Annotated in this window: 20 protein-coding genes; 5 read left to right on the plus strand and 15 right to left on the minus strand. The window is 69.6% G+C overall.

Annotated features, from left to right (window positions below):
* Positions 1-23: 23 nt before the first annotated feature.
* From cydC to ACFFXY_RS18245, 4 genes are read right to left on the minus strand one after another with little or no spacing between them, the layout of a single operon-like run.
* A complete protein-coding gene (cydC, locus tag ACFFXY_RS18230) occupies positions 24-1,715 on the minus strand; it encodes a thiol reductant ABC exporter subunit CydC (RefSeq protein WP_382353661.1) in 1,692 nt (563 codons plus the stop codon).
* A complete protein-coding gene (gene cydD / locus ACFFXY_RS18235; protein WP_382353665.1) occupies positions 1,715-3,415 on the minus strand; it encodes a thiol reductant ABC exporter subunit CydD in 1,701 nt (566 codons plus the stop codon). Before cydD ends, cydC begins: the two co-directional genes overlap by 1 nt.
* On the minus strand, positions 3,412-4,410 hold the full coding sequence (gene cydB / locus ACFFXY_RS18240) for a cytochrome d ubiquinol oxidase subunit II (protein ID WP_382353668.1): 999 nt from the start codon (positions 4,408-4,410) through the stop codon (positions 3,412-3,414). The genes cydD and cydB overlap by 4 nt, the downstream gene beginning before the upstream one ends.
* A 13-nt stretch (positions 4,411-4,423) precedes the next feature.
* Entirely contained in the window at positions 4,424-5,830 is a 1,407-nt protein-coding gene (locus ACFFXY_RS18245; protein ID WP_382353671.1) for a cytochrome ubiquinol oxidase subunit I, read from the minus strand.
* Between the two features lie 170 nt (positions 5,831-6,000).
* Here ACFFXY_RS18245 and proC point away from each other — a divergent pair, with 170 nt between their 5' ends.
* Positions 6,001-6,807, plus strand: coding sequence for a pyrroline-5-carboxylate reductase (gene proC / locus ACFFXY_RS18250; RefSeq protein ID WP_382353674.1), 807 nt, complete (start codon positions 6,001-6,003; stop codon positions 6,805-6,807).
* 107 nt (positions 6,808-6,914) lie between these two features.
* Entirely contained in the window at positions 6,915-7,358 is a 444-nt protein-coding gene (locus ACFFXY_RS18255) for a GNAT family N-acetyltransferase (protein ID WP_382353677.1), read from the plus strand.
* Between the two features lie 47 nt (positions 7,359-7,405).
* On the opposite strand, the gene ACFFXY_RS18260 is transcribed toward ACFFXY_RS18255, so the two are convergent.
* The 5 genes from ACFFXY_RS18260 to ACFFXY_RS18280 all read right to left on the minus strand — a co-directional run bounded on the left by ACFFXY_RS18260 (position 7,406) and on the right by ACFFXY_RS18280 (position 12,229).
* Positions 7,406-9,001 (minus strand): endo-1,4-beta-xylanase, encoded by a 1,596-nt coding sequence (locus ACFFXY_RS18260; protein WP_382353680.1) that lies wholly within the window; start codon positions 8,999-9,001, stop codon positions 7,406-7,408.
* A 243-nt stretch (positions 9,002-9,244) separates the two neighbouring features.
* Positions 9,245-9,727, minus strand: a complete 483-nt coding sequence (bfr, locus tag ACFFXY_RS18265) for a bacterioferritin (RefSeq protein WP_382353683.1) — start codon at positions 9,725-9,727, stop codon at positions 9,245-9,247.
* A gap of 164 nt (positions 9,728-9,891) precedes the next feature.
* Positions 9,892-10,077: a (2Fe-2S)-binding protein gene (locus tag ACFFXY_RS18270; RefSeq protein WP_382353686.1), complete on the minus strand. Its 186-nt coding sequence runs from the start codon at positions 10,075-10,077 to the stop codon at positions 9,892-9,894.
* Between the two features lie 86 nt (positions 10,078-10,163).
* Positions 10,164-11,174 carry a threonine aldolase family protein gene (locus ACFFXY_RS18275; RefSeq protein WP_382355498.1) on the minus strand — a complete coding sequence of 337 codons (1,011 nt, stop codon included), beginning with the start codon at positions 11,172-11,174 and terminating at the stop codon, positions 10,164-10,166.
* Positions 11,175-11,218: 44 nt separating this feature from the next.
* On the minus strand, positions 11,219-12,229 hold the full coding sequence (locus ACFFXY_RS18280; RefSeq protein ID WP_382353689.1) for a TY-Chap domain-containing protein: 1,011 nt from the start codon (positions 12,227-12,229) through the stop codon (positions 11,219-11,221).
* A gap of 125 nt (positions 12,230-12,354) precedes the next feature.
* Between ACFFXY_RS18280 and ACFFXY_RS18285 the strand changes: the two genes are divergently transcribed.
* The 3 genes from ACFFXY_RS18285 to ACFFXY_RS18295 all read left to right on the plus strand — a co-directional run bounded on the left by ACFFXY_RS18285 (position 12,355) and on the right by ACFFXY_RS18295 (position 14,911).
* Entirely contained in the window at positions 12,355-13,026 is a 672-nt protein-coding gene (locus tag ACFFXY_RS18285) for a DUF3159 domain-containing protein (RefSeq protein ID WP_382353692.1), read from the plus strand.
* A gap of 104 nt (positions 13,027-13,130) precedes the next feature.
* Entirely contained in the window at positions 13,131-13,862 is a 732-nt protein-coding gene (locus tag ACFFXY_RS18290) for a Crp/Fnr family transcriptional regulator (RefSeq protein WP_382353695.1), read from the plus strand.
* 47 nt (positions 13,863-13,909) lie between these two features.
* Positions 13,910-14,911 carry a Pycsar system effector family protein gene (locus tag ACFFXY_RS18295; protein WP_382353698.1) on the plus strand — a complete coding sequence of 334 codons (1,002 nt, stop codon included), beginning with the start codon at positions 13,910-13,912 and terminating at the stop codon, positions 14,909-14,911.
* A 654-nt stretch (positions 14,912-15,565) separates the two neighbouring features.
* On the opposite strand, the gene ACFFXY_RS18300 is transcribed toward ACFFXY_RS18295, so the two are convergent.
* From ACFFXY_RS18300 to ACFFXY_RS18325, 6 genes are read right to left on the minus strand one after another with little or no spacing between them, the layout of a single operon-like run.
* Positions 15,566-17,539: a beta-galactosidase gene (locus ACFFXY_RS18300; RefSeq protein WP_382353701.1), complete on the minus strand. Its 1,974-nt coding sequence runs from the start codon at positions 17,537-17,539 to the stop codon at positions 15,566-15,568.
* A 45-nt stretch (positions 17,540-17,584) separates the two neighbouring features.
* Positions 17,585-18,583, minus strand: coding sequence for an ABC transporter ATP-binding protein (locus tag ACFFXY_RS18305; RefSeq protein ID WP_382353704.1), 999 nt, complete (start codon positions 18,581-18,583; stop codon positions 17,585-17,587).
* Complete coding sequence (locus ACFFXY_RS18310) at positions 18,580-19,608, minus strand: ABC transporter ATP-binding protein (RefSeq protein WP_382353707.1); 1,029 nt, start codon at positions 19,606-19,608, stop codon at positions 18,580-18,582. Before ACFFXY_RS18310 ends, ACFFXY_RS18305 begins: the two co-directional genes overlap by 4 nt.
* 7 nt (positions 19,609-19,615) lie before the next feature.
* Positions 19,616-20,761 carry an ABC transporter permease gene (locus ACFFXY_RS18315; protein ID WP_382353710.1) on the minus strand — a complete coding sequence of 382 codons (1,146 nt, stop codon included), beginning with the start codon at positions 20,759-20,761 and terminating at the stop codon, positions 19,616-19,618.
* Positions 20,762-20,768: 7 nt separating this feature from the next.
* Positions 20,769-21,764: an ABC transporter permease gene (locus ACFFXY_RS18320; RefSeq protein ID WP_382353713.1), complete on the minus strand. Its 996-nt coding sequence runs from the start codon at positions 21,762-21,764 to the stop codon at positions 20,769-20,771.
* Between the two features lie 18 nt (positions 21,765-21,782).
* On the minus strand, positions 21,783-23,813 hold the full coding sequence (locus ACFFXY_RS18325) for an ABC transporter substrate-binding protein (RefSeq protein ID WP_382353716.1): 2,031 nt from the start codon (positions 23,811-23,813) through the stop codon (positions 21,783-21,785).
* Positions 23,814-24,061 lie beyond the last annotated feature (248 nt).

Consider the following 24,061-nt stretch of genomic DNA (forward strand, 5'->3'; position numbering starts at 1 on the left):
GCGGCTAGCACCGTTCCGGGAGTCTACCCACGTTGCGCCAGGTCCAAAAGCGAACTGAGCGGCGCGTCACGGGGAGCGGGCACGGGCGGGCGCAGATGCACGGTCCGGTCGACCACACCGTCGGGCAGCGGCCGGTGGGTGATGATGACGGCGGTCTTGCCTTCAAGAGCGGCGGCGGCGGTGCGGAGTACGCGTTCGGCGGTGGCGGCGTCGAGGTGGGCGTCGAACTCGTCGAGGACGAGGACTTCGCGGTCGGCGAGGAGGCAGCGGGCGAGGGCGATGCGGCCCCGCTCGCCGCCGGAGACGGCCCGGCCGTGCTCGCCGAGCGGGGTCTGGAGCCCCAGCTCAAGGCCGTCGAACCAGTCGCGGAGCCCGGCCCAGCGCAGGGCCCGCACCAGCTCGTCGTCGGTGGCGGAGGTGCGGGCGAGGCGGAGGTTCTCGGCGAGTGTGGTGTCGAACACGTGGGCGTCCTGGGAGCAGAGGCCGACGGTGCGTCGCACGTCGTCGCCGTCGTACTCGGCGAGTTCGACGCCGCCGAAGCGCAGCGATCCCTCGTAGGGCAGGAAGCCCATGAGGGCGGCGGCGAGCGTGGACTTGCCGGACCCGGAGGGGCCCATGACGGCGACGCGCTCGCCGGGCTGGATCTTGAGGTCGAAGCCTTCGAGGGCGGGCCGGTCGGCGCCGGGCCAGGTGACCGAGAGGCGCTTGATCTCGATGAACGGGGGGCCGCCGAGCGGGTTGGGCTCGAAGTCCATGGGCTCGTCGGGGTCGGGCCGCGGTTCGCTCTCGCGGGTGATCTCGACGAGGCGGCGGCCGCTCTCCTTGGCGGCGGCGGTCTGCTGGGCGGCGGCGGGTAGGGCGAGGACGGGCTCGAACGCGGCGAGCGGGACGAGCGCGAGGCACGCGAGGAGGACCCCGTCGAGGGTGCCCGCGGCGACGGCGGGGATGCCGGTCCACAGGGCGCCGGTGACGGCGGCGGCCATGGCGAGGAGCCCGGCGGCCTGGCCGAGTCCGGCGCTCCAGGCGATGCGGGCGTGGGCGCGGCGCAGGCGCTCGTCGCCGGCGAGGGCGCGTTCGAGGGCGACGGCGTCGGTCCCGGCGGCGACGAGTTCTTCGCGGCCGTGGAGGCAGGCGCGCACGTTCTCGGTGAGGTCGCCGCGTTCGGCGGCGGTGGCGCGCAGGGCGTACCGGGCGGACCAGGACGCGAGCGCGGGCCCGGCGAGGGCCGCGGCGAGGAGCGCGGCGGCGAGGATCGCCCCGGCGGCGGGGAGGATCGCGGCCTGGATGACGACGGCCGCGGCGGCGGTGATGACGGCGGCGGCGAGGGGGAGGGCGCCGCGCAGCCACCGGTCGCCGGTGCCGTCGACGTCGTCTACGAGGCGGGCCTGGAGGTCGCCGGAGCGCCACACGGGGAGCCCGGCGGGGGCGAGGCGCACGAGCTTGCGCCACACGGCGACGCGGAGGCGTTCGAGTCCGCGGAAGGCCGCGTCGTGGGAGACGAGGCGTTCGGCGTAGCGCAGGACGCCGCGGCCGATCCCGAAGGCGCGCACGGAGGTGATGGCGACCATCAGGTACAGGATCGGGGGCTGCTCCCAGGCGCGGGAGATGAGGTACGCGGAGACGGCGAGGAGGCCGAGCGCGGACAGCTGCGCGAGGGACCCGAGGACGGCCCCGAGGCCGAGCCGCAGGGCGATCGTGTTGGGTCGCTTAGGCATTACCAGTCCACCTCTCGGTCGGCGATCGCGCGCACCGCTTCGCGGTGGGAGGCGATCAGGACGGTGCGGTTCTCGCGGTAGGGCTCGAAGGATTCGAGGACGGCCCGCTCGGTGTCGGCGTCGAGGTGCGCGGTCGGCTCGTCCAGCAGGAGCACGGGCGTGTCGAGGAGGTCGGCGCGCAGCAGGAGCCGCGCGAGGCCGACGCGGGCGGCCTCCCCGGCGGAGAGCCCGGCGCCGCTGGCGGCGACGCGACGGCGCCCGTCGGGCGCGTGGGCCGCGGCGAGGGCCTTGGCGACGGCCGGGTCGGAGGGCTCGTAGGGGACGGCGAGGCGCACGTTGTCGGCGACCGTCCCGTCGATGAGGACCGGCTTCTGCGGGAGCCACGCGATGGAGCGGCGGATCGCCTCCAGGTCGAGGCGGGTCAGGTCGGTGCCGTCGAACGCGATCGAGCCGCCGGCGGGCCGCCGGAACCCCAGGAGCGCGGCGAGCAGCGTGGACTTCCCGGCGCCGGAGCGGGCGGTGAGGACGGTGGTCTGCGCGGCGGGGACCGTCAGGCTCAGCTCTTGCAGCGGGTCGCGGCCCGGGTAGGCGAAGACGGTGCGGCGGAACATGATCGTGGGCGCGCGGCGCAGCGGCGGCGCGATGTGCGGGGCGCTGGGGAGCGCGGCGGCGCCGGTCTGCGGGGCCTCCGGCGCGGGCTCGGCGCCCGGTTCGGGGGTCTCGGCGAGGATGCCGAAGACCTGTTCGGCGGCGGCGAGCCCTTCGGCGCTGGCGTGGTAGTGGGCGCCGACATTGCGCAGCGGCAGGTACGCCTCGGGGGCGAGGATGAGGACCAGGAGCGCGGTCTGGAGCCCGGCGGCCCCGGCGAGGCCGCCTTCCACGAGCTGGACGCCGACGGTGACGGCGACGACGGCCACGGACAGGGACGCGGCGAGTTCGAGGACGAGCGCGGAGCAGAACGCCACGCGCAGCAGCGACATCGAGCGGCGCCGGTACTCCCCCGTGGTTGCCTGGATGGCCCCGGCCTGCTTGGCGGCGCGGCCGAAGGCCTTCAGGGTCGGGAGTCCGGCGACGAGGTCGGCGAAGTGGTGCGCGAGCGCGGAGGTGGACGCCCACTGGCGTTCGGCGCGGGCTTTCGTGTAGCGGCCGATGAGGATGCCGAACAGGGGGATGAGCGGGAGCGTCAGGAGCACGATGAGCGCCGCGGGCGGGTACGCGATGAGCATGACGACGAGGACGCCGACGGGGACGACCGCGGCGAGCACGAGCTGGGGCAGGTACCGCGCGAAGTACGCGTCGAGGGCGTCGATGCCGCGGACGAGGAGGTTCGCGGTCTCGCCGGTGTGGCGGGTCCCGGAGGGCAGGTGCATGAGCTTGTCGAGGGCTTGGCGGCGCAGGCCGGACTTGACGACCGCGGCGGCGCGGTTCGCGGCGGCCTCCTGGACCGAGGCGAGGAGCGCGCGGGCGGCGAGGACCGCGGCGAGGCCGATGAGTTCGGGACCCAAAGCGGCGAGGTCTTCGCCTCCGGCGAAGGCCCTCGCGATGAGCGCGGACATGAGCCAGGCCCCGGCGACGACCAGCGCGGTCTGGGCGAGCCCGAGCCCGGCGCACACGCCGATGTAGACCTTGGCGCCCTCGGCGCGGTGGAGCAGGCGGCGGTCGAACGCGCCGGCGGCGGGTTTCGGGGCGAGCTGGGTCATGCGACCGGGATCCTCTCTACTGCGACGCGCTTGCGGAAGACCCAGTAGGTCCAGCCCTGGTACAGCAGGACGATCGGCAGGAAGACGATCGCCACCCAGGTCATGATGCCGAGGGTCTTCTGCGTGGCGGCCGCGTTCTCGTGGTTCAGGCTGTTGGCGGCATCCGATGTGGACGGCAGGACGTCGGGCCACAGGGCGCAGAACAGCGCCGCCGACGCGAGACCGATGGTGACCGCGGTGGCGGCGAACGCCCATCCGCTGCGGCCCTTGAAGTCCAGTGCCAGGCCCGCGACGAGCGCGAGCACGGCCACGACGATGAGGACCAGCGACACGGCGTTCCCGTGGGCGATCTGGGTCCACAGCAGGAACGCCAGCGCGGGCACGGCGGTGGCGGCGCCGAGCCGCAGCCCGAGGGCGCGGGATCGGGCGCTGAGGTCACCGGTGGTGCGCAGGTGCAGGAAGTACGCGCCGTGCGTGGCGAACAGGAGCAGCATCGTCAGGCCGCCGAGGAGCGCGTACCCGTTGAGCAGGCCCCAGAACGAGCCGGTGTAGTCGAAGTTCGCGTCGAGGGGCACGCCGCGCACGATGTTGGCGACGACCGCGCCCCACAGGAACGCGGCGAGGGCCGAGCCCGCGGTGATGCACAGGTCCCAGCCGCGCCGCCACTTCGCGGTGTCGCCCTTGCCGCGGTACTCGAAGGCGACGCCGCGGACGATGAGCGCGAGGAGGATCAGGAAGAACAGCAGGTAGAACCCGGAGAAGAGGCTGGCGTACCAGTGCGGGAAGGCCGCGAACATGGCGCCGCCCGCGGTGATGAGCCAGACCTCGTTGCCGTCCCAGACCGGGCCGATGGTGTTGATCATGGCGCGGCGCTCGCGCTCTTCGCGTCCGAGGACGGGCATGAGCATCCCGACGCCGAAGTCGAAGCCTTCGAGGATGAAGTAGCCGGTGAAGAGCACGGCTATGGCGATGAACCAGATCGTCGTCAGTTCCATTGGGCGTCCTCGGCTAGTAGGCGAAGGCCATCGGCTTGTCGGGGTCGTCGGACGGGCTCGACGAGGCGAGCGCCTGCTCCTCGGGGGGCGGGCCCGCCTTCGCGTACTTGAAGAACAGCTTCAGCGCGATGACGGCGAGGACGAGGTACACGAGGGTGAAGCCGATGAGGGAGGTGGCGACGGTGGCGGCGCCGACGCGCGGCGACACGGCCTCGCTGGTCTGGTAGAGGCTGAACACGACCCACGGCTGGCGGCCCATCTCGGTGAAGATCCACCCGGAGCTGTTGGCGAGGAACGGGGTCACGGCCATCCACATGGCGATCGGCCAGAACAGGCGGTGCTCGGGCAGGCGGCCGCGGCGGGTGAACCACCAGACGATCACGGCCATCGCCATGGACAGGAGGCCGAACCCGATCATGAACCGGAAGGACCAGTAGGTGAGCGGGATGTACGGCACGTAGTCGCCGGGTCCGAAGAGGTCGTTGTACTGGGCGTTCAGGTCGTTGATGCCTTGGACGGTGCCGCCGAAGGAGCCGGTGGCGAGGAACGACAGGAGGCCGGGGATCTCGATGATCGGGGTGCCGTGGCGCCCGTCGAGGGACCCGATGGTGAGCACGGAGAACGGCGCGTTCGAGGTGGTCTGGTAGAGGGCCTCGGCGGCGGCCATCTTCATCGGCTGCGTCGAGGTCATGACCTTCGAGAGCGAGTCGCCGGAGAGGATGAGGCCGAGGCCGCCGACGAGGGTGGTCATGACGCCCAGGCGCATCGCGGGCCGGTGGACGTCGAGGTCGCGGCGGTGCATGAAGTGGTAGCCGGAGACGGCGACGACGACGACCCCGGCGGTGAGCCAGGACGCGAACACGGTGTGGGGGAACGCGGCGAGCGCGACGGGGTTGGACAGGACCGCGCCGAAGTCGGTGAGCTCGGCGCGCCCGGCGGTCTCGTTGAGCTGGTAGCCGACCGGGTTCTGCATGAACGCGTTGGCGGCGAGGATGAAGTACGCGGAGGCCATGGTGCCGAAGGCGACGAGCCAGATGCACGTCAGGTGCAGGCCGGGTTTGAGGCGGTCCCAGCCGAAGATCCACACGCCGATGAACGTCGATTCGAGGAAGAACGCGACGAGGGCCTCGAACGCGAGCGGGGCGCCGAACACGTCGCCGACGAACCGGGAGTACGCCGACCAGTTCATGCCGAACTGGAACTCCTGGACGAGGCCGGTGACCACGCCCATGGCGATGTTGATGAGGAAGAGCTTCCCCCAGAACTTGGTGGCGCGCAGGTACACCGACTTGCCGGTGGAGCGCCACATGGTCTGGAGGATCGCGACCAGGAGCGAGAGCCCGATGGTCACGGGCACGAACAGGAAGTGGTAGACGGTCGTGACGCCGAACTGGATCCGCGCCAAGTCGAGAACGTCCATAACGCCCCAATCGCCCTTGAGTGCCTGAGTCCGATTATCGTGGCAGCTCGGCCGGACCAAGGTGACGAAACGCGCAATACATCTACTTTTCGCATTATGGGACAGCATCGCGCCCGTTCGGCGGGTCGCGAGGCACAATCGACTGGCAGTCGTACGCGAGAGGAGCGGTGATGCGGAGAGTCGCGGTACTGGGAGCGGGGAAGATGGGGCAGGCCATCGTGTCGGGCCTGCTGCGCGCGGGGTGGTCCCCCGAGGCGGTCACGGCCACGGCCCGCAGCGAGGAGCGCGCGGCGGCGCTGTGCGAGCAGTACGGGGTGCGGGTCGCGCCGAACGCGGCGGCCGTCGCGGACGCCGACGTCGTCGTGGTCGCGGTGAAGCCGCAGGACGCGGGAGCGCTCCTCGACGAGCTGTCCGGCGCGTTCCGGCCGGACACGCCGCTGGTGAGCATCTGCGCGGGGCTTCCCGTGGCGTTCTTCGAGAAGCGCCTGCCCGACGCGACGCCGGTGGTCCGCGCGATGCCGAACACCCCCGCGCTCGTGGACGAGGCGATGACGGTCCTGTCCCCCGGGACGCACGCTGACGCGCGGTGCCTGGAGGCCGTCGAGGAGCTGTTCAAGCCGCTCGGGCGGACCCTCGTCGTGGATGAGAAGCACCAGGACGCGGTCACCGCGATCTCCGGCTCGGGCCCGGCGTACTTCTACTACCTGGCCGAGGCCATGACCGAGGCGGGCGTCCTCATGGGACTGCCGCGCGACGTGTCCAAGGAGCTGGTGACCCAGACGGCCCTGGGCGCGGCCCGGATGCTCCGCGAGAGCGGCGACTCCCCCGTGGCGCTGCGCGAGGCCGTCGAGTCCCCGGCCGGGACGACGATCAGCGCGGTGCGGCAGCTGGAGAACCACCGGGCGCGGTCGGCCGTGACCGATGCGATCGAGGCGGCGAGGGACAGGGCCCGTGAGATAGCGGACGAGTACGCGTAGCTTGCGGAGCGTCCAACGGGCACAGGCGCGTAGCTTGCGGAGCGTCCAGAGGCACAGTTGCACGAGCGTCCAACCGCTCGAACGGGAACGCTGCTCTAATGGCGGGTATGCGTGAAATTCGACAGGGCCGCTTCGGCGAACTCGACGGGCCCACGGTGTTCGCCCTGGCCAGACTCCGGCAGAACGTGTTCGTGGTCGAGCAGGAGTGCCCGTATCCGGACCTCGACGGCCACGACACCGCCGCCGCGACGGTCCACTTCTGGGCCGACGGCGACGAGCCGGGCGAGGCCGTGGCGTGCCTGCGGCTCCTCCACGACGGGACGAACCTGCGGATCGGGCGCGTCTGCTGCGTCCCGGCCGAGCGCGGCACCGGGCTGAGCGGGCGGCTCATGGCCGCGGCGCTCGACCTGGCCGGGCCGGAAGCGGACGTGGTGCTCGACTCGCAGACGTACGCGGCGGGCTTCTACCGCAAGTACGGGTTCGTCGAGGACGGCGACGAGTACGTCGAGGACGGCATCCCCCATGTCCCCATGCGCCGCCCCGGAAAGTGAGCCCGGGAGCGGGGCCCCGGATCTGAACGCCCCGCTCCCGGACGTCTCTAGGGGAGCGGTTCGAGCTGGGAGGGGTCCACGACGCCCCAGTACGCGGCCTTCGCCTGGAGGCGGTCGTCGAAGAACAGCGGCGCCTCGTGCGGGCGCGGCACGGGCCAGGTCCGCAGCCACGAGACCGCGTCGTACAGGCCCCACACGGTCACCGATTCGAGGTCGCGGGAGCGTTCGCGCAGCACGTCGAACAGCTCCTTGTAGTACCAGCCCTGCGCGACCAGGCGCTCCGGCGGCGTCGCGGGCAGGGACTCCTCCATGTAGTCGGAGACCGACACGTCGAGTTCGGTGACGGTCTGGAGCACCCGCAGGCGCTTGAACGCGTCGATCGTCTCGCCAAGGAGCTGCGGGTCCCGCTTGTAGTCGACGTGCGCCTGGTGGCCCACGCCGTCGATCGGGACGCGCTTGCGTTTGAGGTCCTGCACCAGGTTGTAGACCGCTTCGCGCTTGTCGGGGAACTCGGTGTTGTAGTCGTTGAGGAAGAGCTTCACCTTGCGCGGGAGCACCCGGCGGGCGATCTTGAAGACCTCGCCGATGTAGGCGCCGCCGCCGAAGACCTCGTACCAGCGCGAGCGGCGCAGCCCGTCGGACTGCTCGGGGTCGACCACCTCGTTGACGACGTCCCAGGCCCACACGCGGTCGCCGTAGTGGTCGGCGATCGCCTTCGCGTGGGCCTCGAAGCGCGCGAGCAGGAGCGCCCGGTGCGCGCGCGTGCTCTGGAGCGGGTTCCCGGCGGCGTCCAGGAACCACCACGCGGGGGTCTGGTTGTGCCACAGGAGGGTGTGGCCCCACACGCGCATCCCGTTTGCCTCGGCGAAGGCCACGATCTGGTCGGCGTTGGCGAAGTCGAAGACCCCTTCGGTCGGCTGGATCGCCTCGGGTTTCATCTGGTTGCCGGTGGTGACCTGCGCGAAGTGCTTCGCGAGGAGTTCGGCGGGCTTGCCGACGACCTCGCGCGGCTCGACGGCGCAGCCGATCGGGAAGTCGCATTCGAGGACGTCTTTGAGCGGGGGCAGGTCCTGGATCTCGGGCTCCTCGATGCGGGTGAGCGTGAAGTTGTCGACCAGGACCGGCGTGAGGCTGGACGCGGACTCGACGTAGAACTGGAGCTGGTCGGCGGCCTGGGTGATCGAGTACGTGCCGGTGAACTCGGTCCAGGCGTCGGGGGTGACGGCGGTGTTCCACGTGACCGACTCGTAGGCGGTCGATCCGGCGGCGTCGCGCTGCACGGTGGTCCGCAGGTCCGCCGCCTCGGTGCCCGAGGGCAGGCGCATGAGGACCCGCAGCTGGTAGCGGGCGCCCACTTCGATGTGGGAGGTGAGGTCGATGGCGGCGCCGTTCCAGGTGGCGGTGCGGCCCTCCACGAGGAGGTTCCCTTCGGCGTTCACCGAGAGGGACACCGCGCCGCGGACGTACCAGCCCTCGGTGGTGCCGGACGAGAAGTCCGTGGACAGCAGCAGGTCGTCGGCGTGCGCCGGGCTCGCGAACGCGAGGGGCAGCACGGCGGCGCCGCTCGCTGCGGCCGCGCCGGCGAGGACGGTGCGGCGGGTGGCGGTGGGGGAAGCGGGGGCGTGAGGGGAGGAATGCGGCATGGACGCTCCTTCGCGTAGGGGTACGCCGCGGCCGGAGTCGTGGAGTGCCGGCCCGCGACTGCTCGCTCAGCATAGACCGTCTCCGAAACTCTCGGAAACTTCCATTCAAAGTATTGATATGTTACGATCCTTGCGTCGGCGCTGTCAAGGCGGCGACCTACCACTGTGGTGGAGATGTGAGGGGCTCTGCCGCAAGAAGAAAGGGGGCCGGCGAAAGCCGGCCCCCTCAAAGCGCGTGCGCGCCTAGGCTTCTTCGGGCTGCTCGATGAGGCTCTGGATGTAGAGCGGCTCGCCGATCTTCTCCAGGATCTCCAGCTGCGTGTCCAGGTAGTCGATGTGGTGCTCCTCGTCCTTGAGGATCGACTCGAACAGGTCGCGCGAGACGTAGTCCTTGACCGACTCCATGTGCTCGATGCCGCGCTTGAGGCGGTCGATCGCCTCCACCTCGATGAGGCGGTCGCACTCGAAGACCTCCTTGATGGAGGTGCCGATGCGCAGCGGGAACAGGCGCTGGTAGTTCGGCATGCCGTCGAGGAAGAGGATGCGGTCGGTCAGGATCTCGGCGTGGCGCATCTCGTCCATCGACTCGGCGCGGGTGTACTTCGCCAGCTTCGTGTAGCCCCAGTTCTCCTGGAGCTTGTAGTGGAGGAAGTACTGGTTGATCGCGGTGAGCTCCGCGGTCAGCTGCTCGTTGAGGAATTCGATGACCTTCTTGTCGCCCTGCATCGGCGGTGTCCTTCCCGGTCGTCCAGTGGCCCGGTCCGCGACCGGTGGCCCAACCCTAGGCACAGATGAGGGGCCAAATCCAGCCAGGAATACCTAAAATAGGACAACCTATCCTAACGGAGGACCGCCTAAAGGGCCGGGAAAATGCCGACAATCCGGGGCGGTCAGGCCGCCGCGGGAGCCGCCTCCGTGAAGTAGCTCTCGATCATGTCCTGGAGGCGGTCGTGGCACGTGCCGCAGCTCGTGCCCGCGTCGCACGCCTCGCCGATGGCCTCTTCCGTGCGCGCGCCCGCGCTGATGCAGTCGCGGACCTCGTTCTCGTGGACCGCGTGGCAGATGCAGGCGTACACGCACCGACCTCCGACAGGTTAGGCAGGACTAATAAAGGCATGCCTAACCTACCTAAGCCGGACGACTTCGGCAACCGTCCGTTCGGTCACTTGCCGAGCAGCGTGCCCAGGACCTTCACCGCGTGCTCGATCCCGGCGTCGTCCACGTCCAGGTGCGTGAGCATCCGGCCCCAGTCGGCCCCGAGCACCGAGATCTTCACGCCCTGGTCGGCGGCGGCCGCCGCGACCTTCGCGATCTCGGGGATGCGCACGAGCACGATGTTGGTCTCCACCTGCGCGGCGTCGCAGATCCCGAACGGCTCCAGCGACCGGGCGAGGTGCTGCGCGCGGGCGTGGTCCTCGGCCAGGCGGTCGATGTGGTTCGCCAGCGCGTAGCTCCCGGCCGCGGCGAGGAACCCGGCCTGGCGCATGCCGCCGCCGAGGCGCTTGCGGATGACGCGGGCGCGCTGGGCGCGCTCGGCGTCGGTGATGAGGAGCGAGCCGACGGGCGCGCCGAGGCCCTTGGAGAGGCACACGGAGACGGTGTCGAAGAGGCGGCCGTACTCGGCGAAGGGGGTGCCGGTGGCGGCGTGGGCGTTCCAGATGCGGGCGCCGTCGAGGTGGAGGCCGAGGCCGTAGGCGTCGGCGAGGTCCTTGAGGCGCCGCAGCTCCTCGACGGGCTGGACGGTGCCGCCGCCGATGTTGTGGGTGTTCTCGACGGCGATGGCGCGGGTGACGGTGACGTAGGGGTTGGGCCGGTTGATGAGGGGTTCGACCTGGTCGGCGTCGATGCGGCCGTTCGGTCCGGCCCAGGTGCGGGTGGAGATGCCGCCGAGCGCGGCGGCGGCGCCCATCTCGAAGTTGACGACGTGGGCCTTGACGTCGGCGAGGAGCTCCTCGCCGGGGCGTACGAGGAGCTGGAGGCCGATCTGGTTGGCCATGGAGCCGGTCGGGGTGAACACGGCCGCCTCCTTGCCGAACAGGGCGGCGGCTTCGGCTTCGAGGGCGTTCACGGCGGGGTCCTCGCCGTAGACGTCGTCGCCGACGTCGGCGCTGCTCATGGCGGCGAGCATGCCCGGGGTCGGGCGGGTCACGGTGTCGGAGCGGAGGTCGACGATCATGATCCGATTCTAGCCGCGCGGCTAGTTGGTTCCGGCCGCCGCTAGTAGGGGTTCTCGCCGTTGCCGATGCCGAGGACCGGGAGGTACATGCGCTCGCCGTCGGCGGTGAAGCCGTCGTAGACGATGTCGAAGAGGTCCTGGATGCCGAAGGCGCGCAGGGCGTCGACCATCATGTGGGCGGCCTGGTTGGTGGCGGTGCGGTCGGTGGAGTTGAAGGTGCGCGACCAGTTCGGCTGGGTGCCGCTGGGGGCGCGGAAGCCCATGCTCGGGAGGTTGGAGAGCCCGCCGCGCCAGGAGCCGCTGACGGCGGCGCTCGCTTCGACGCGCAGGCCGTCGTCGACGAACGCGGCGACGTAGCGGGCGGACCAGTCGCCGGTGCGCAGGAGGACGGTGCCGGAGGTGTCGACGACGGGGACGTCGGCGGCCATGTCCTGGAGGAGGGAGCTGAGGCGCTCGGTGAACTCGCCCATGTCGTGGCAGGCGGGCTCGGGGGGCCGCGAGCCGGAGCGGGCGTAGGCGGACCAGCCGGAGATGTCGCCTTTGCCGATGGCGTGGGCTTCGAGCTGCTCGAACAGGTCGGGCGAGAGGAGGCGCAGGGTGACGCCGCCGTGGAAGCGGCGCAGGTGGAGCTCGAAGATGAGGCCGTCGCGGTACCAGCGGATCCAGGGGCCGCCGTCGCCGCCGCGGATCTCGGGGGCGCCGAGTTCGGCCATCATGGTGCGGAGGACTTCGCGGAAGATGAGGGTGCGGTGGTTCTCGCCTTGGCGGCCGCGTTCGGCCGAGCGCAGGACCATGACCTCGATCGAGTAGAAGTCGGCGCGTCCGGTGACGGGGGTCTGGGGCGGGACCGAGTCGGCGATGGCGTTCCCGGTGTCGTAGCCGGTCTCGGCGCGCCACATGCCGATGTCGACTTCGGCGGAGCGGACCTGCCAGCCGAGGTCGGACATGCCGCGGACGAGGTCGGCCTTGTTCCAGCGGCCGAAGTCGGTCTTTCTGGCACGGCGGAGCAGGTCGACGAGCTGCGTTTCGGTGATCCGATGTGTGCCGAGCATCCGGTACCGTGCCAATCCATCCGTAGTCGAGGCCGCGGGCCTGACGCCCGGCCGGCCACTGCGGTTAGGGTAGCCTTGCCTGAGATACCGGGTCGAGAGGTGAGGGTCGGGAGTTGTCCGATACTGTGCGGCAAGACACGCTCGTCAGCCTACTAGGCGGCAAGCGCGGAGCCTTCGACGCCACCGCCCCGCTTGTGGTGTTCGTCCTCACCTGGCTCCTGACCGGGAACTCGATCGCCTGGGCCGCTGGGGCGTCGCTCACATCGGCCGCCGCGATCGCGGTCGTGCGGCTCGTTCAACGACAGCGGCCACGGGCCGTGGTCCTCGGGCTCCTGAGCGTGGCCGTCGCGGCCCTGATCGTCCTCCACACCGGACGCGCCCAGGACATCCTCCTCCCCCGCATCGTCTCGAACGCCGCCAGCGCCCTCGTCTGGGCCGGCTTCATCGTCTTCCGCCGTCCTCTCCTCGGCCTCATCGTCGGCGGCCTCCTGGGCCAGCGCACCCACTGGCGCCTCGACCCGGCCCTCCTGCGCGCCTACTCCCTCGCCTCCTGGATCTGGGTCGCCATGTACGCCCTCCGCGTCGCCGTCCTCACCCCGTTCTGGAACGCCGCCAGCGACGACCTCGCCGTCATCGGAGGCGGCCTCGCCCAAATCCTCCTCTCCTGGCCCCTCCTCATCCTCTGCCTCATCATCAGCGGCTGGATCATCAAAGCAACCCTCCCGCAAGACCACCCCGGCCTGAGACACCCCGTCCTCCCCACCGGGGCCCCCGAACCGGAGAAGACCGCTTCGTAACCCAGTCCCCTTCAGCCCCAAGGGAACCAACTTCCAGTCGGATTCACGACACTCCGGCGGCTCATTGCCGAGATCTCCTTGTGTGTACCACTACACTCAACAACATGTCCGGCAACACACAAGCGAGTGGATTCCTCACACAAGAGGAACTCGACCGCCTCCTGCCCGCCGGCCACCCGGTGTCCTACCCGACCGGCACGATCCTGGTCCGAGAAGGCGACCAAAGCGACTTCGTCCTCTACCTCCGCTCCGGCCACATCAAGGCGATCACGGGCGAGCCCAAACGGATCATCTACATCTACTCGCCCGGAAGCATCGCCGGCGAACTCGCCGCGATTCTAGAGAAACCACGCTCAGCCGACCTCGTCTGTATCAACGAGGTCGAGGCCCACTTCATACCAGGTCCGGTCTGGCTTGAGTTCCTCATGGCCGAGACGCGAGTGAACCTGGCCATGATGCGGCATCTCGCCAACCGGCTCCTCGTCAACGATCGGCCAGAAGTCGAATCCGCGACGACAAGCGAGTTCAAGATCGCGAAAGGCATTTGGCGCCTGCTCTCGGCAGGCATGGGCAAGCAGGTGGCTGATGGCATCCGTATCAGCGGTGTGACCCAGCGAGATCTCGGCTCACTGAGCGGACTCTCAAGGGAATCCGCAGCGGCGGTCCTGAAGCGCCTGCGCGAGACCGGGGTCGTGACCACCGGCCGCGCAAGCCTCATCGTCAAGGACCCGGCTGCGATCGAGCGCCTCCTCCTCAACGAAAGGAAGGCGCCGTTAACGACCAGAGCTGCCCATGCGCGCGTCCCGTCGTTCCAACGGTACCGGCATCGCCTCTGATCGTCGCCTTCTCCGTCAACACACTGCTGCCCAGCTAGAGAGAGTCAATGGCGGACATCCGCGACGTCGTCGAAGACGGCGCATACTTGATCGGCCTTGTCCGATCACTGGTTGAGTACTCCGGATTCGATCCGAACGACTTCGTGCTCGCGGGAAGCGCCCGCCTGCTGCACGACCGGGTGATCGACGGGATCTCCGACATCGACATCGTCGCACGCGGTGCTTCACTCGACCTGGCGTTCGATCTGACCTTCCAGGACCATCACGGAGGAATCGAGCTCGGCGAGCAGACCGGGGACAAGATCGCGAGGTTGTTCGGAGGCAAGGTCAATGTCAGCGCTCGCTGGCTCAGGGGTCTTGGCAGTGCCGACGAGCTCATCCAACGCGCCGACGTGTTCGACGGCCTGCGTTATCTCTCTCTACCCGATGTGGTCGGCTACAAGCGAAAGCTCGGCCGGGAGAAGGACAGGGAGGACCTCGCTGCGATCGAGCGGCATTTCTCGGCACCCGACAGGGAGTCGTACCGTGCGATGCTGTTAATCAGCATTGAGACCTCGGAGGTTGCTTTGAGTGCCCCGCATCCCGAGTTGGTCAAGGCCGCACTCGCGGAAATCCATCGTCAGATCGACCACGCCCGGATCAACGTGAGTCACGCCGACACAAAGGCGGCACTGCTCGCGGCTGGAGCGATTCCGATCGCGGCTGTGCTCATCGCTGCACCCTCATTAACCCGGCCCCTCGGCCTACACAGCACGGCCGCTTGGACAGCTGCCGTGTTCTTGTTCCTGGGCATCTTCATGTTGGGCATGGTGGTCTGGCCGCGGCTCTCCGGCGGGTCAGGCATCAAAACCGGTGCCCGTCGAAAGCCCTCGCAGATCATCGAGACTGCTCTGCGTGTCTCCGCAAGCCCTGAACGGAAACTGAAGTACGCAGCGGCTGAGTTGTCCTTGCTGGCAACACTCGCGTACGTCAAGTACAGGAGGATTCAAGCCGCCATCCTGTGCTTCGCGGTGGCCGCAGTGTTCATGGTGGTTGCTGCCATCGGGTGAATGCTGGGCGGGTGGGGGTTGGTGGGGAGGGGTTAGGGTCTGGGGGGCAGCGGGTTGCTGTTACCCCTTTGGTGAGATGGACGTTGGATGGGCGAGTGGGCTGGCTCTTGCGGTGAGTCGGTTCGCGCGTGATCGCGGTGTACCTGTCTACGTTTGCGAGTGGGTTGGTGTCGGCGTTTTTGCCTGTTGCTCCTGTTGAGCCGTATGTGGTGGGGGTGGTGGCGGTGGCGGGGTGTTGGCCGGTCGGGGTGGGGTTGACGGCGGCGGCGGGGCAGACGGTGGGGAAGACCGTGATCTTTCTGGGGGCGCGGGGGGTCTTTCGGTCGGAGCGGGTGCGGGAGTGGGTGAGTGCGGCTTCGGAGCATCGGAGGCGGAGGCGGGCGGTGCGGGGGAACCGGCCGGTTTCTTTGGTGCGGGAACGGGTCGGTAGGTTGGCCGGGCCGTTGAAGGCGGCCGGGGCACGGTTGACGGTGCTCTTGGAACGGCCTGCCTTGACCATTCCCGTCCTGTTCGTCAGTGCCTTTTTGGGGTTGCCTCCGTTGTTGGCCACCAGTATTTACATTGCCGGTACGCGCGTTCGGACACCGGTTTTCGTTGTGGTTTGTTTTGTCGGGCGTTCGGCCCGGTTCATTGTGATCGCCTACGCGCCGCAGTTCATTCTCGGATGACCGCCGTTTCGCCGGGCGCGAGTTCACCGGTCCACTGCGTTCCCGTCAGCAGGTTCTGGCCGGAGGCGTCCACGGCGTGGAGCTGGTCGGTGTGGTTGATCGCGAAGAGGTACGTCCTGCCGTCGTCGTGGCGGCGGCGGACCAGTTCGAGGCCCTCGGGGGCGTCGGAGAACAGGCCGAGGCGGTTGAAGAGCGGGTTGAGGTCGGCGGGGCGGGTGGCGAGGTACCAGACTTCGCCGCGGCCGAGTCGGCGGTGGAAGACCGCGCCGGTGGACGGGTAGTCCTTGAAGCTGGCGAGGACGTCGGCGTCGATCGCGTGGGCGGCCTCGGTCCAGGTCTGGCCTTCGGTGCCGTCGTCCAACAGGGCGCGTTCGCCTTCGGGGAGCGGGACGAACTCTTCGACGCGGACGCCGGTCAGGTCGCGGATCGCGCCCGGGAGGCCGGGGTGGACGTGGTCGTTGCGGTCCACGACGCCGGAGTACGGGCCGATGACGAGTCGTCCGCCGTTCTCGACGTAGGCGCGGAGGTTCGCGTCGGAGTCGAGGAGGTAGAGGTGCGGGGCGAAGACGTACTCGTAGCCGGACAGGTCCCAGGCGGGGTTGGCGAGGTCGGTGGTGACGCCCCGGCGCCAGAGGGCGGCGTGCCAGCGGCGGAGTTCGGGGTAGGTCGCCATGTCAGAGAACGGCTGCCCCGGTGTCTTCGCGGCCCAAACCGATTCGAAGTCAAGGAGGATCGCAGCCCTGGAGACTACTTTGGAGCCCTTGATCTCTCCCAGGCGCTTGAGCTGGGCGCCGAACTCCTTCACCTCGCGGAAGACCTTAGAGTCCTCGCCGCCGTGCGGGAGCATCGCCGAGTGGTAGCGCTCGGCGCCGTATCGCGAAGCGCGCCATTGGAAGTACATGGCGCCCTCGGAGCCGCGGGCCACATAGGAGAGGGAGTGGCGGAGCTGGTCGCCGGGGCGCTTGGCGAAGTAGCCGCGGCGCCAGGCGCTGGAGTTGGTCGACTGCTCCATGAGGAGCCAGGGGGACCCGGCGGCGAGGCCGCGGGAGGCGTCGGCGCCGAAGGCCACCTGGGCGGGCCATTCGATGTCGCTGTCGTGGGGCGGGATGAGGTAGTGGTCGGTGGCGACGAGGCGGTTCGGGCCCGTGACGTGGTCGCCCCAGCGGTGGTAGTCGAGGCCGGAGAAGTCGCCGGTGACCATGAGGTTCGTGGTGATCGGCTTGTCGGGGCTGAAAGCGGTGATCGCGTCGGCCTCGGAGCGGAAGAGCGCCAGGAGCGCGTCGGAGGAGAAGCGCTGCCAGTCCAGGAGGAGGCCCGGGTTGGGGGTCTCGGCGCAGATGCGGGGCGGGAGGACCTGGGACCAGTCGGTGTAGGTCTGGGACCAGAACGTGGTGCCCCAGGCGTCGTTCAGGCCCGCGAGGGAGCCGTGGCGGTCCTGGAGCCAGGCGCGGAAGGCGTCGGCGGCGAGGTCGCAGAAGCAGGAGCGGTAGTACTCGTTGCCGACGTGCCACATGGCGAGCGCCGGGTGGTCGGCGTAGCGCTCGGCGAGGCGGGACGCCATCTCGACCACTTTGGACTGGAAGGCCGGGGCGTGCGGGCAGTACTCGGCGCGGGCGCCGGAGTTCAGGCGGATTCCTTCGGCGTTGACCGGGAGGGTCTCGGGGTGGAGCTGGGAGAACCAGGGCGGCGGGGACGCCGTGGAGGTCGCCAGGTCGGCTTTGATGCCAGCAGAAGCGAGGAGGTCCATGACGGCGTCGAGCTGCTCGAAGTCCCACGTGTCGGGCCCGGGATGCACACTGGCCCAGGCGAAGATGTTGACGCTGACGATGTTCACGCCCGCGTCGCGCATGAGCCGCACGTCCTCGTCCCAGACCTCGCGCGGCCACTGCTCGGGGTTGTAGTCGCCCCCGTAGGCCAGGCCCTCGACGGTGGGGATGATGTCGGAGTTCGGGTGTGCCACTACCGGCCCTTCAAAATCGTTGGCAAGCGCATTCAGGGAGTGTCTTCAGGATGGTGCCACGACGATGCCCTGGAGGTCAAGCTCCCCGCGCCGCACGCAGCGGGCCCCGTCTTCCAGGGGGATCGCGCCGGTGTCGCAGCGGCCCGGCTCGGCGTGGCGGCAGCGGCGCGCGAAGGCGCAGCCCGGGGGCGGGTTCGACGGGTCGGGGAGCTCGTCGGGCAGGAGGATGCGGCCGCCGCGGCCCTTCAGGGCCGGGTCCGGGATCGGGACGGCCGACATGAGGGCCTCGGTGTACGGGTGCCGCGGCCGCTCGTAGAGGTCGGCGGTCGACGCGAGCTCGACGATGCGCCCGAAGTACATGACCGCCACGCGGTCGGCGAGGTTCTCCACGACGGAGAGGTCGTGCGAGATGAACAGGTACGTCAGGCCCAGTTCGGCTTGCAGTTCGCGCAGGAGGTTGAGGATCTGGGCCCTGACGGAGACGTCCAGTGCGGAGACCGGCTCATCCGCGACCACCAGGCGCGGGTTGACGATCAGGGCCCGCGCGATGTTCACCCGCTGGCGCTGGCCGCCGGAGAACGCGTGCGGGTACCGGTCCATGTAGTCCGGGCTCAGGCCCACGCGCCGCATCATCTCGGCGACGCGGTCCTCCAGCTCCGAGCCGCGGGCCTCGCCCGTGGCGACGAGCGGGTCGCCGATGATCTGCCGCAGCGTGAAGCGCGGGTTCAGCGAGGAGAACGGGTCCTGGAAGACCATGCGGATCTGGCGCCGGTAGCGGGCCCGGTCGCGGTCGCGCATCGCCGTGAGGTCGTTGCCCTCGAACAGGACCGAGCCGCTCGTGGCCTTCTGCGCTCCGACGATGGTGCGCCCGAGCGTGGTCTTCCCGCACCCGGACTCCCCCACCAGCGCGAGGGTCTCGCCGGGCACCAGGGCGAGGTCGACGCCGGAGACGGCGTGGTTCTCCACCGTGGTGCGCCCCAGGAGGTTGCGGCGCACCGGGAATCGGACGTGGAGGTCGCGGACTTCCAAAAGCGGGTCGCTCATGCCTGGGCCCCTTCCGTGTCGTAGAGGACGCATTCGACGCTGCGGCCGCCGAAGTCCACTTCGGGCGGTGCGTCGAGGTCGCACTTCCCGGCGACGGCCTCGGCGCAGCGGGGGTGGAACGAGCAGCCGGACGGGCGGTGCAGCGGGTTGGGGACGGTGCCGGGGATCGTCGGCAGGTCGCGCCCGCGGTCGCGGCCGAGGACCGGAACGGAGGCCAGCAGCGCCTTCGTGTAGGGGTGCTTGGGATCGGCGAAGAGCTCGTCCACGGGGGCGCGCTCGACCACGCGGCCGAGGTACATGACGGCGACCTCGTCGGCGAGCTCGGCGACCACGCCGAGGTCGTGGGTGATGAACAGGACCGCCATCCGGTGCTTCGCCTGGAGCGAGCGGATGAGATCGAGGATGCGGGCCTGTGTGGTCACGTCGAGGGCCGTGGTCGGCTCGTCGGCGATGAGCAGGGAAGGGTTGGCGCACAGGGCGATCGCGATCATGGCGCGCTGGCACATGCCGCCGGAGAGCTGGAACGGGTAGGCGTCGATGCGGCGCTTCGGGTCGGGGATGCCGACCGCGTCGAGCAGCTCGATCGCGCGGGCGCGGGCGGCCCTCTTGTCGAGTCCGGTGTGGATTCTCAGGGTCTCGACGAGCTGGGCGCCGATGGTGCGCAGCGGGAGCAGGGACGCGGCGGGCTCCTGGAAGATCATGCCGATGTCGCCGCCGCGGAGCTTCTGGAGGCGCTTGTCGCGCGGGTCGAGGGCGAGCACGTCGAACGGCTCGCCGGTGCCGTCGAGGGCGTCGCCGTGCCAGGTGATGGTCCCGGCGTCGATCGAGCCGGAGTCCTCCACGAGGCGCAGGATCGAGCGGGCGGTGACGGACTTGCCGCAGCCGGACTCGCCGACCACGCAGAGGGTCTTGCCGGCGTGGACCTCCAGGTCGACGCCGTCGACGGCGCGGACCTTCCCGTCGAAGGTGCCGAAGCTGGTGTGCAGCCCCGAGATCTCCAGCAGCGGTTTCAAGGGTTGCTCCATTGCTCACCTAGTGCTTGTAGGGGTCGGCGGCGTCGCGCAGGCCGTCGCCGACGAAGTTGAACGCGAGGACCACCAGGACCACGCACAGGCCCGGGATGAGCAGCCACGGCGCTCCAGAGAGGACGCTCCACTTGCTCGCGTCCTGGAGCTGCACGCCCCACGAGACCGCAGGCGGGCGCAGGCCCATGCCGAGCCACGACAGGGCGGTCTCGGCGAGGATCATGCCCGGGATCGACAGGCTCAGCGCGGCGATGACGTGCGAGGAGAACGAGGGGAGCATGTGCCGGAACATGACCCGCGCGTGGCTGGAGCCGTCGAGCCGCGCCGAGGTCACGAACTCCTCCGAGCGCAGCGCGAGGAACCGGCCGCGCACTTCTCTCGCCAGGCCGGTCCACGCGACGAGCGCGAGGATCGTCGTGATGATGAAGTACCTGCCCACCGGGCCCATCGTGGCCGGGAGCGCGGCGGCGAGGCCGAGCCACAGGGGGATCGACGGGACCGACATGATGAGCTCGATGACGCGCTGCACGACGTTGTCGATCCACCCGCCGAAGTACCCCGAGACGCCGCCGAGGACGATGCCGAGCAGGAACGCCAGCAGCACGCCGATGATGCCGACCGAGGCGGAGACGCGGGTGGCGTACACGAGCTGACTCAGCAGGTCCTGGCCGTCGGTGGTGGTGCCGAACAGGTACATCGGGTCGTCGACGTCTTCGGGCCCGATGAGGTGCCGGTCCATGGGGATGAGGCCGAAGAGCTCGTACTCCTCGCCTTTGACGAAGAGGCCGACGTCCACGCGGTCGTCGGGGTTGGGCTCGTAGGTGATCCGCAGGGACCGGGGGTCCTGTTCGGACGTGTAGCCGTCGACGTGGAGGCCGAAGCGGAACCCGTCGGGGCCGTCGGTGTCCCAGAGCTTGAGGACCTGCGGCGGGGCCGTCGTGTACTCCGAGTCGCGGTGGCGGTCGGTGAAGGGGGCCATGAACTCGCACAGGGCGATCACGACGAGCATCGCGGCGAGGAGCCACGCGGAGACGAGCGCGAGCCGGTGCTTCTTGAAGGCCCACCACACGAGTCGGCGCTGGGAGGCGCGGGTGCGCCGGGCCTCGCTCGGGCCGGGGGTCGAGCCGGGGGCGTCCGATTCTTTGAGCGTCATCGGGGCGTCACCTCTGGTGTCCGAGTCGGATGCGGGGGTCGAGCCAGCCGAGCAGCAGGTCCGAGACGAGCGTGCCGATGACGGTGACGACGCTGAGGACCATGATGATCGACCCCGCCAGGTACATGTCCTGGGACTTCAAGGAGCCCAGGAGGATCGGGCCGAGCGTCGGCAGGCTCAGGATCTGGCCCACGACGATGTCGCCGACCAGCAGGAGCGGGAGGATCCACCCGATCGTGGACACGAACGGGTTGAGGGCCACGCGGAGCGGGTAGCGGCGCAGCAGCGGGCCCTCGGGGACGCCGCGGGCGCGCGCGGCCGTCACGTACGGGCGGCGCAGCTCGTCGAGCAGGTTGTTGCGGATGATCCGCACCAGCCCCGCGACGCCGCCCGTGCCGATGACGATCATCGGAATCCACAAGTGGCCCAGCAGGTCGAGGAGCTTCCCGAGGTTCCAGGACGCGTCGCACCACTCCGGGGAGCACAGTCCCGAGGGGACGGACCCGAACCAGGTCACGCTGAAGTAGATGAACACCAGCGCGATCAGGAAGTTCGGGGTCGCCAGGCCCAGGAAGCCGACGGTGGTCACCGCGTAGTCGCCGATCGAGTGCTGCTTGACGGCCGAGTAGACGCCGATCGGGAACGCCAGCGCCCACGTCACCAGGAGGGTGATGAGCGAGACCGCGATGGTCCAGCCCAGGCGCGGCGCGATGACCTGCGAGACGGGCTTCTCGTGCTCGAAGGACATGCCCAGGTCGCCGTGCAGGACGATCTGCGTGAACCAGTGCCAGTACTGCTGGAGCAGGTTGCCGTCGAGGCCGTACCTGACGCGCAGGTTCTCCAGGTCCTGTGTGGTCAGTCCCTGTCCCTGTGCGGCGTAGCGGGACTGGAGGGCGGTCACGTAGTCGCCGGGCGGCAGGTTGATGATCACGAAGACCACCAGCGAGATCGCCAGCAGCGTCGCCGCCATGTAGAGCGCGCGGCGACCCAGGTATCGAAGCACGGTCGTCCCTCTGCCTGACTAGTTCTCGTCGATGTACCACTGCTCGGGCGCGGCGGGGCCCGGCGTCCCGTAGCTGGGGTTCTCGGGCATGGTGCCGCCGACGTTCTTGAGCCGGTCGGCGACCACGGCCCAGGCGCCCTGGCCGCGGACGGTGCCGATGGCGAGGAACTCGTCCTTGGCGATGGCGAGGATCTGCTTGAAGATCTCGTCGCGGGCGGCCTCGTCGGGCTCGGCCTTGAACTGGTCGTAGAGGTCCCACTGCTCGGTGATGAACGCGGGCGGGTCCGCGACGAGGGGGTCCTGGGTGGTGCCGTTGGTGTACAGCTCGGACCACTGGCGGGCGAAGAACGCGCCGCCGCCGGGGCCCGCGGCCATGTACCAGTAGGTGGACGTGGTCTCGTCGATGTTGCCGCCGTCGCCGGTCCACACGGTGAGGTCGAAGTCGGACTCGTTGACGACGACCTGCCAGTTCTCGCGGGGCTGGCTGCCGATGTGGAGCTGGACGCCGACTTCGGCCCAGGTGTCGACGATCATGTCGAGGGCGTTGATCCAGATGGTGCCCAGGAGCGCGTCGTCGGCGACCGCGGCGGTGAATTCGAGGCGGGTGCCGTCGGCGGCGGCGCGCACGCCGTCGGAGCCGAGGGCGTAGCCGGCGTCGTCGAGGAGCTGGTTGGCGGTGTCGGGGTCGTATTCGAGGTACTGGGTGTCGAAGGCCTCGTCGTAGAAGCGGGACTCGGGCCGGGGGGCGGCCTGGGCGGGTTCGCCGACGCGGTTCCAGAGGACGTCGATGAGCTCCTGGCGGTTGATGGCGTGGGACATGGCGATGCGGAACTGCTTGTCCTGGAAGATCGCGCGCAGGGCGGGGTTCTCGTGGTTCATGTTGAACGCGAGGTTCATGTCGCTGGAGTAGGTCGATTCGAGGTCGAGGACGGTGTAGCCGCCGTTCCCCTCGTTGTCGACGGCGTCGGCGCGGTGGGCGTTGTCGTTGAAGTGGCGCGAGTGGAAGTCGTAGTCGCCGTTGATCGCGTGGGCGAACATGGTCTCGACGTCGGCGATGATGTTGTAGCGGACCTCGTCGAGGTACGGGAGCTGGCTGCCGTCCTCGTCCACTTTCCAGTAGTAGGGGTTGCGCTCGAAGAGGGCGTAGTCGGCGTCGGAGATCGGCTTCTTGCAGATCCACGGCAGGAGCGTGGGGAGGTCGGGGTTCTCCCACATGAAGTTCCAGAGGTTGCCTTTGGAGGTGAAGCGGGCGACCCAGCCGTCGAAGCCCTCGTCGATGGCCTCCTGGTCGGCGTTCGGGTTGAAGTCGAGGTGGAACTGCTCCAGGTAGTGGCGGGGGTACATGGTGAAGCGCTGGCCGGAGGTGCCGGCGGCCATGTCGTCGCGGAAGAGGGGCTTGGGCGAGTTGAACCGGATGATGAACGTGTAGTCGTCGACGATCTCCAGTTCGGCGGGGCTGCCGTCGATGGAGGAGAGCTCGGTCGGGAAGCCTTGGGTGAGTTCGGGGTTGGAGGCGACGTTGACGAAGGCGAACTCGACGTCGGCGGTGGTGAGCGGCTCGCCGTCGGACCACTTGACGCCTTCACGGAGGACGATCGTGAACTCGGTGGCGTCGGCGTTGGGTTCGAGGCTGACGGCGATGTTGGGGCGGATCTCGGTCCAGTCGCGGGAGCGTTCGAGGAGGTGGCCGTCGTTGATGGTGCGCCACAGCCAGGGGCCGTCGGCGGCGCCGGTGACGGCGGTGGTCCAGGTGCCGCCGTACTGGCCGGAGGACTCGGCGGGGGTGACGACGAGGGGTTCCTTGGGGAGGCGCTCCTCGACGGGCGGGAGGTCGCCGGCTTCGACGCGCTCGGCGAGCATGGGGGCTTCGGGGCCCTTGTCGCCGCCGCCTTCGGCGGCGTCGTTCTCGGTGGAGAAGAAGCTGCATCCGGCGGCGGAGGCGGTGATCGCGGCGGCGCCGCCGAGGACGAGGCCGCGGCGAGTGAGGGCGGGGTGCCATTGGAGGGCGGGCCGTTCGGAGGGGTTGCTGCGGGGCTGCTGAGTGCTCATCGGTGAGCGCTCCTTCCGTGGTCGCGCAGTGCACATGAAGGGGTCCGCCGGAGCCCTGCACGACTCCGCGGCGTACCGAAACTGTTGGGGGATTTCCGGAAGAGGTCCGAAAACTTTCGGTAATAGCGGTGAGCGTACGGCAGCGCAAAAACCGGGTCAAGGCTGGTAAGTCGCCGTAAAGGTCACGATAGCGTCACGATTGGCAATCGCATTCCGCCTCGGTGGCACTGAAATGTTTCGGAAGTTTC

Origin of the sequence: Glycomyces mayteni (assembly GCF_042428885.1) — a bacterium.
Lineage (GTDB): Bacteria > Actinomycetota > Actinomycetes > Mycobacteriales > Micromonosporaceae > Glycomyces > Glycomyces mayteni.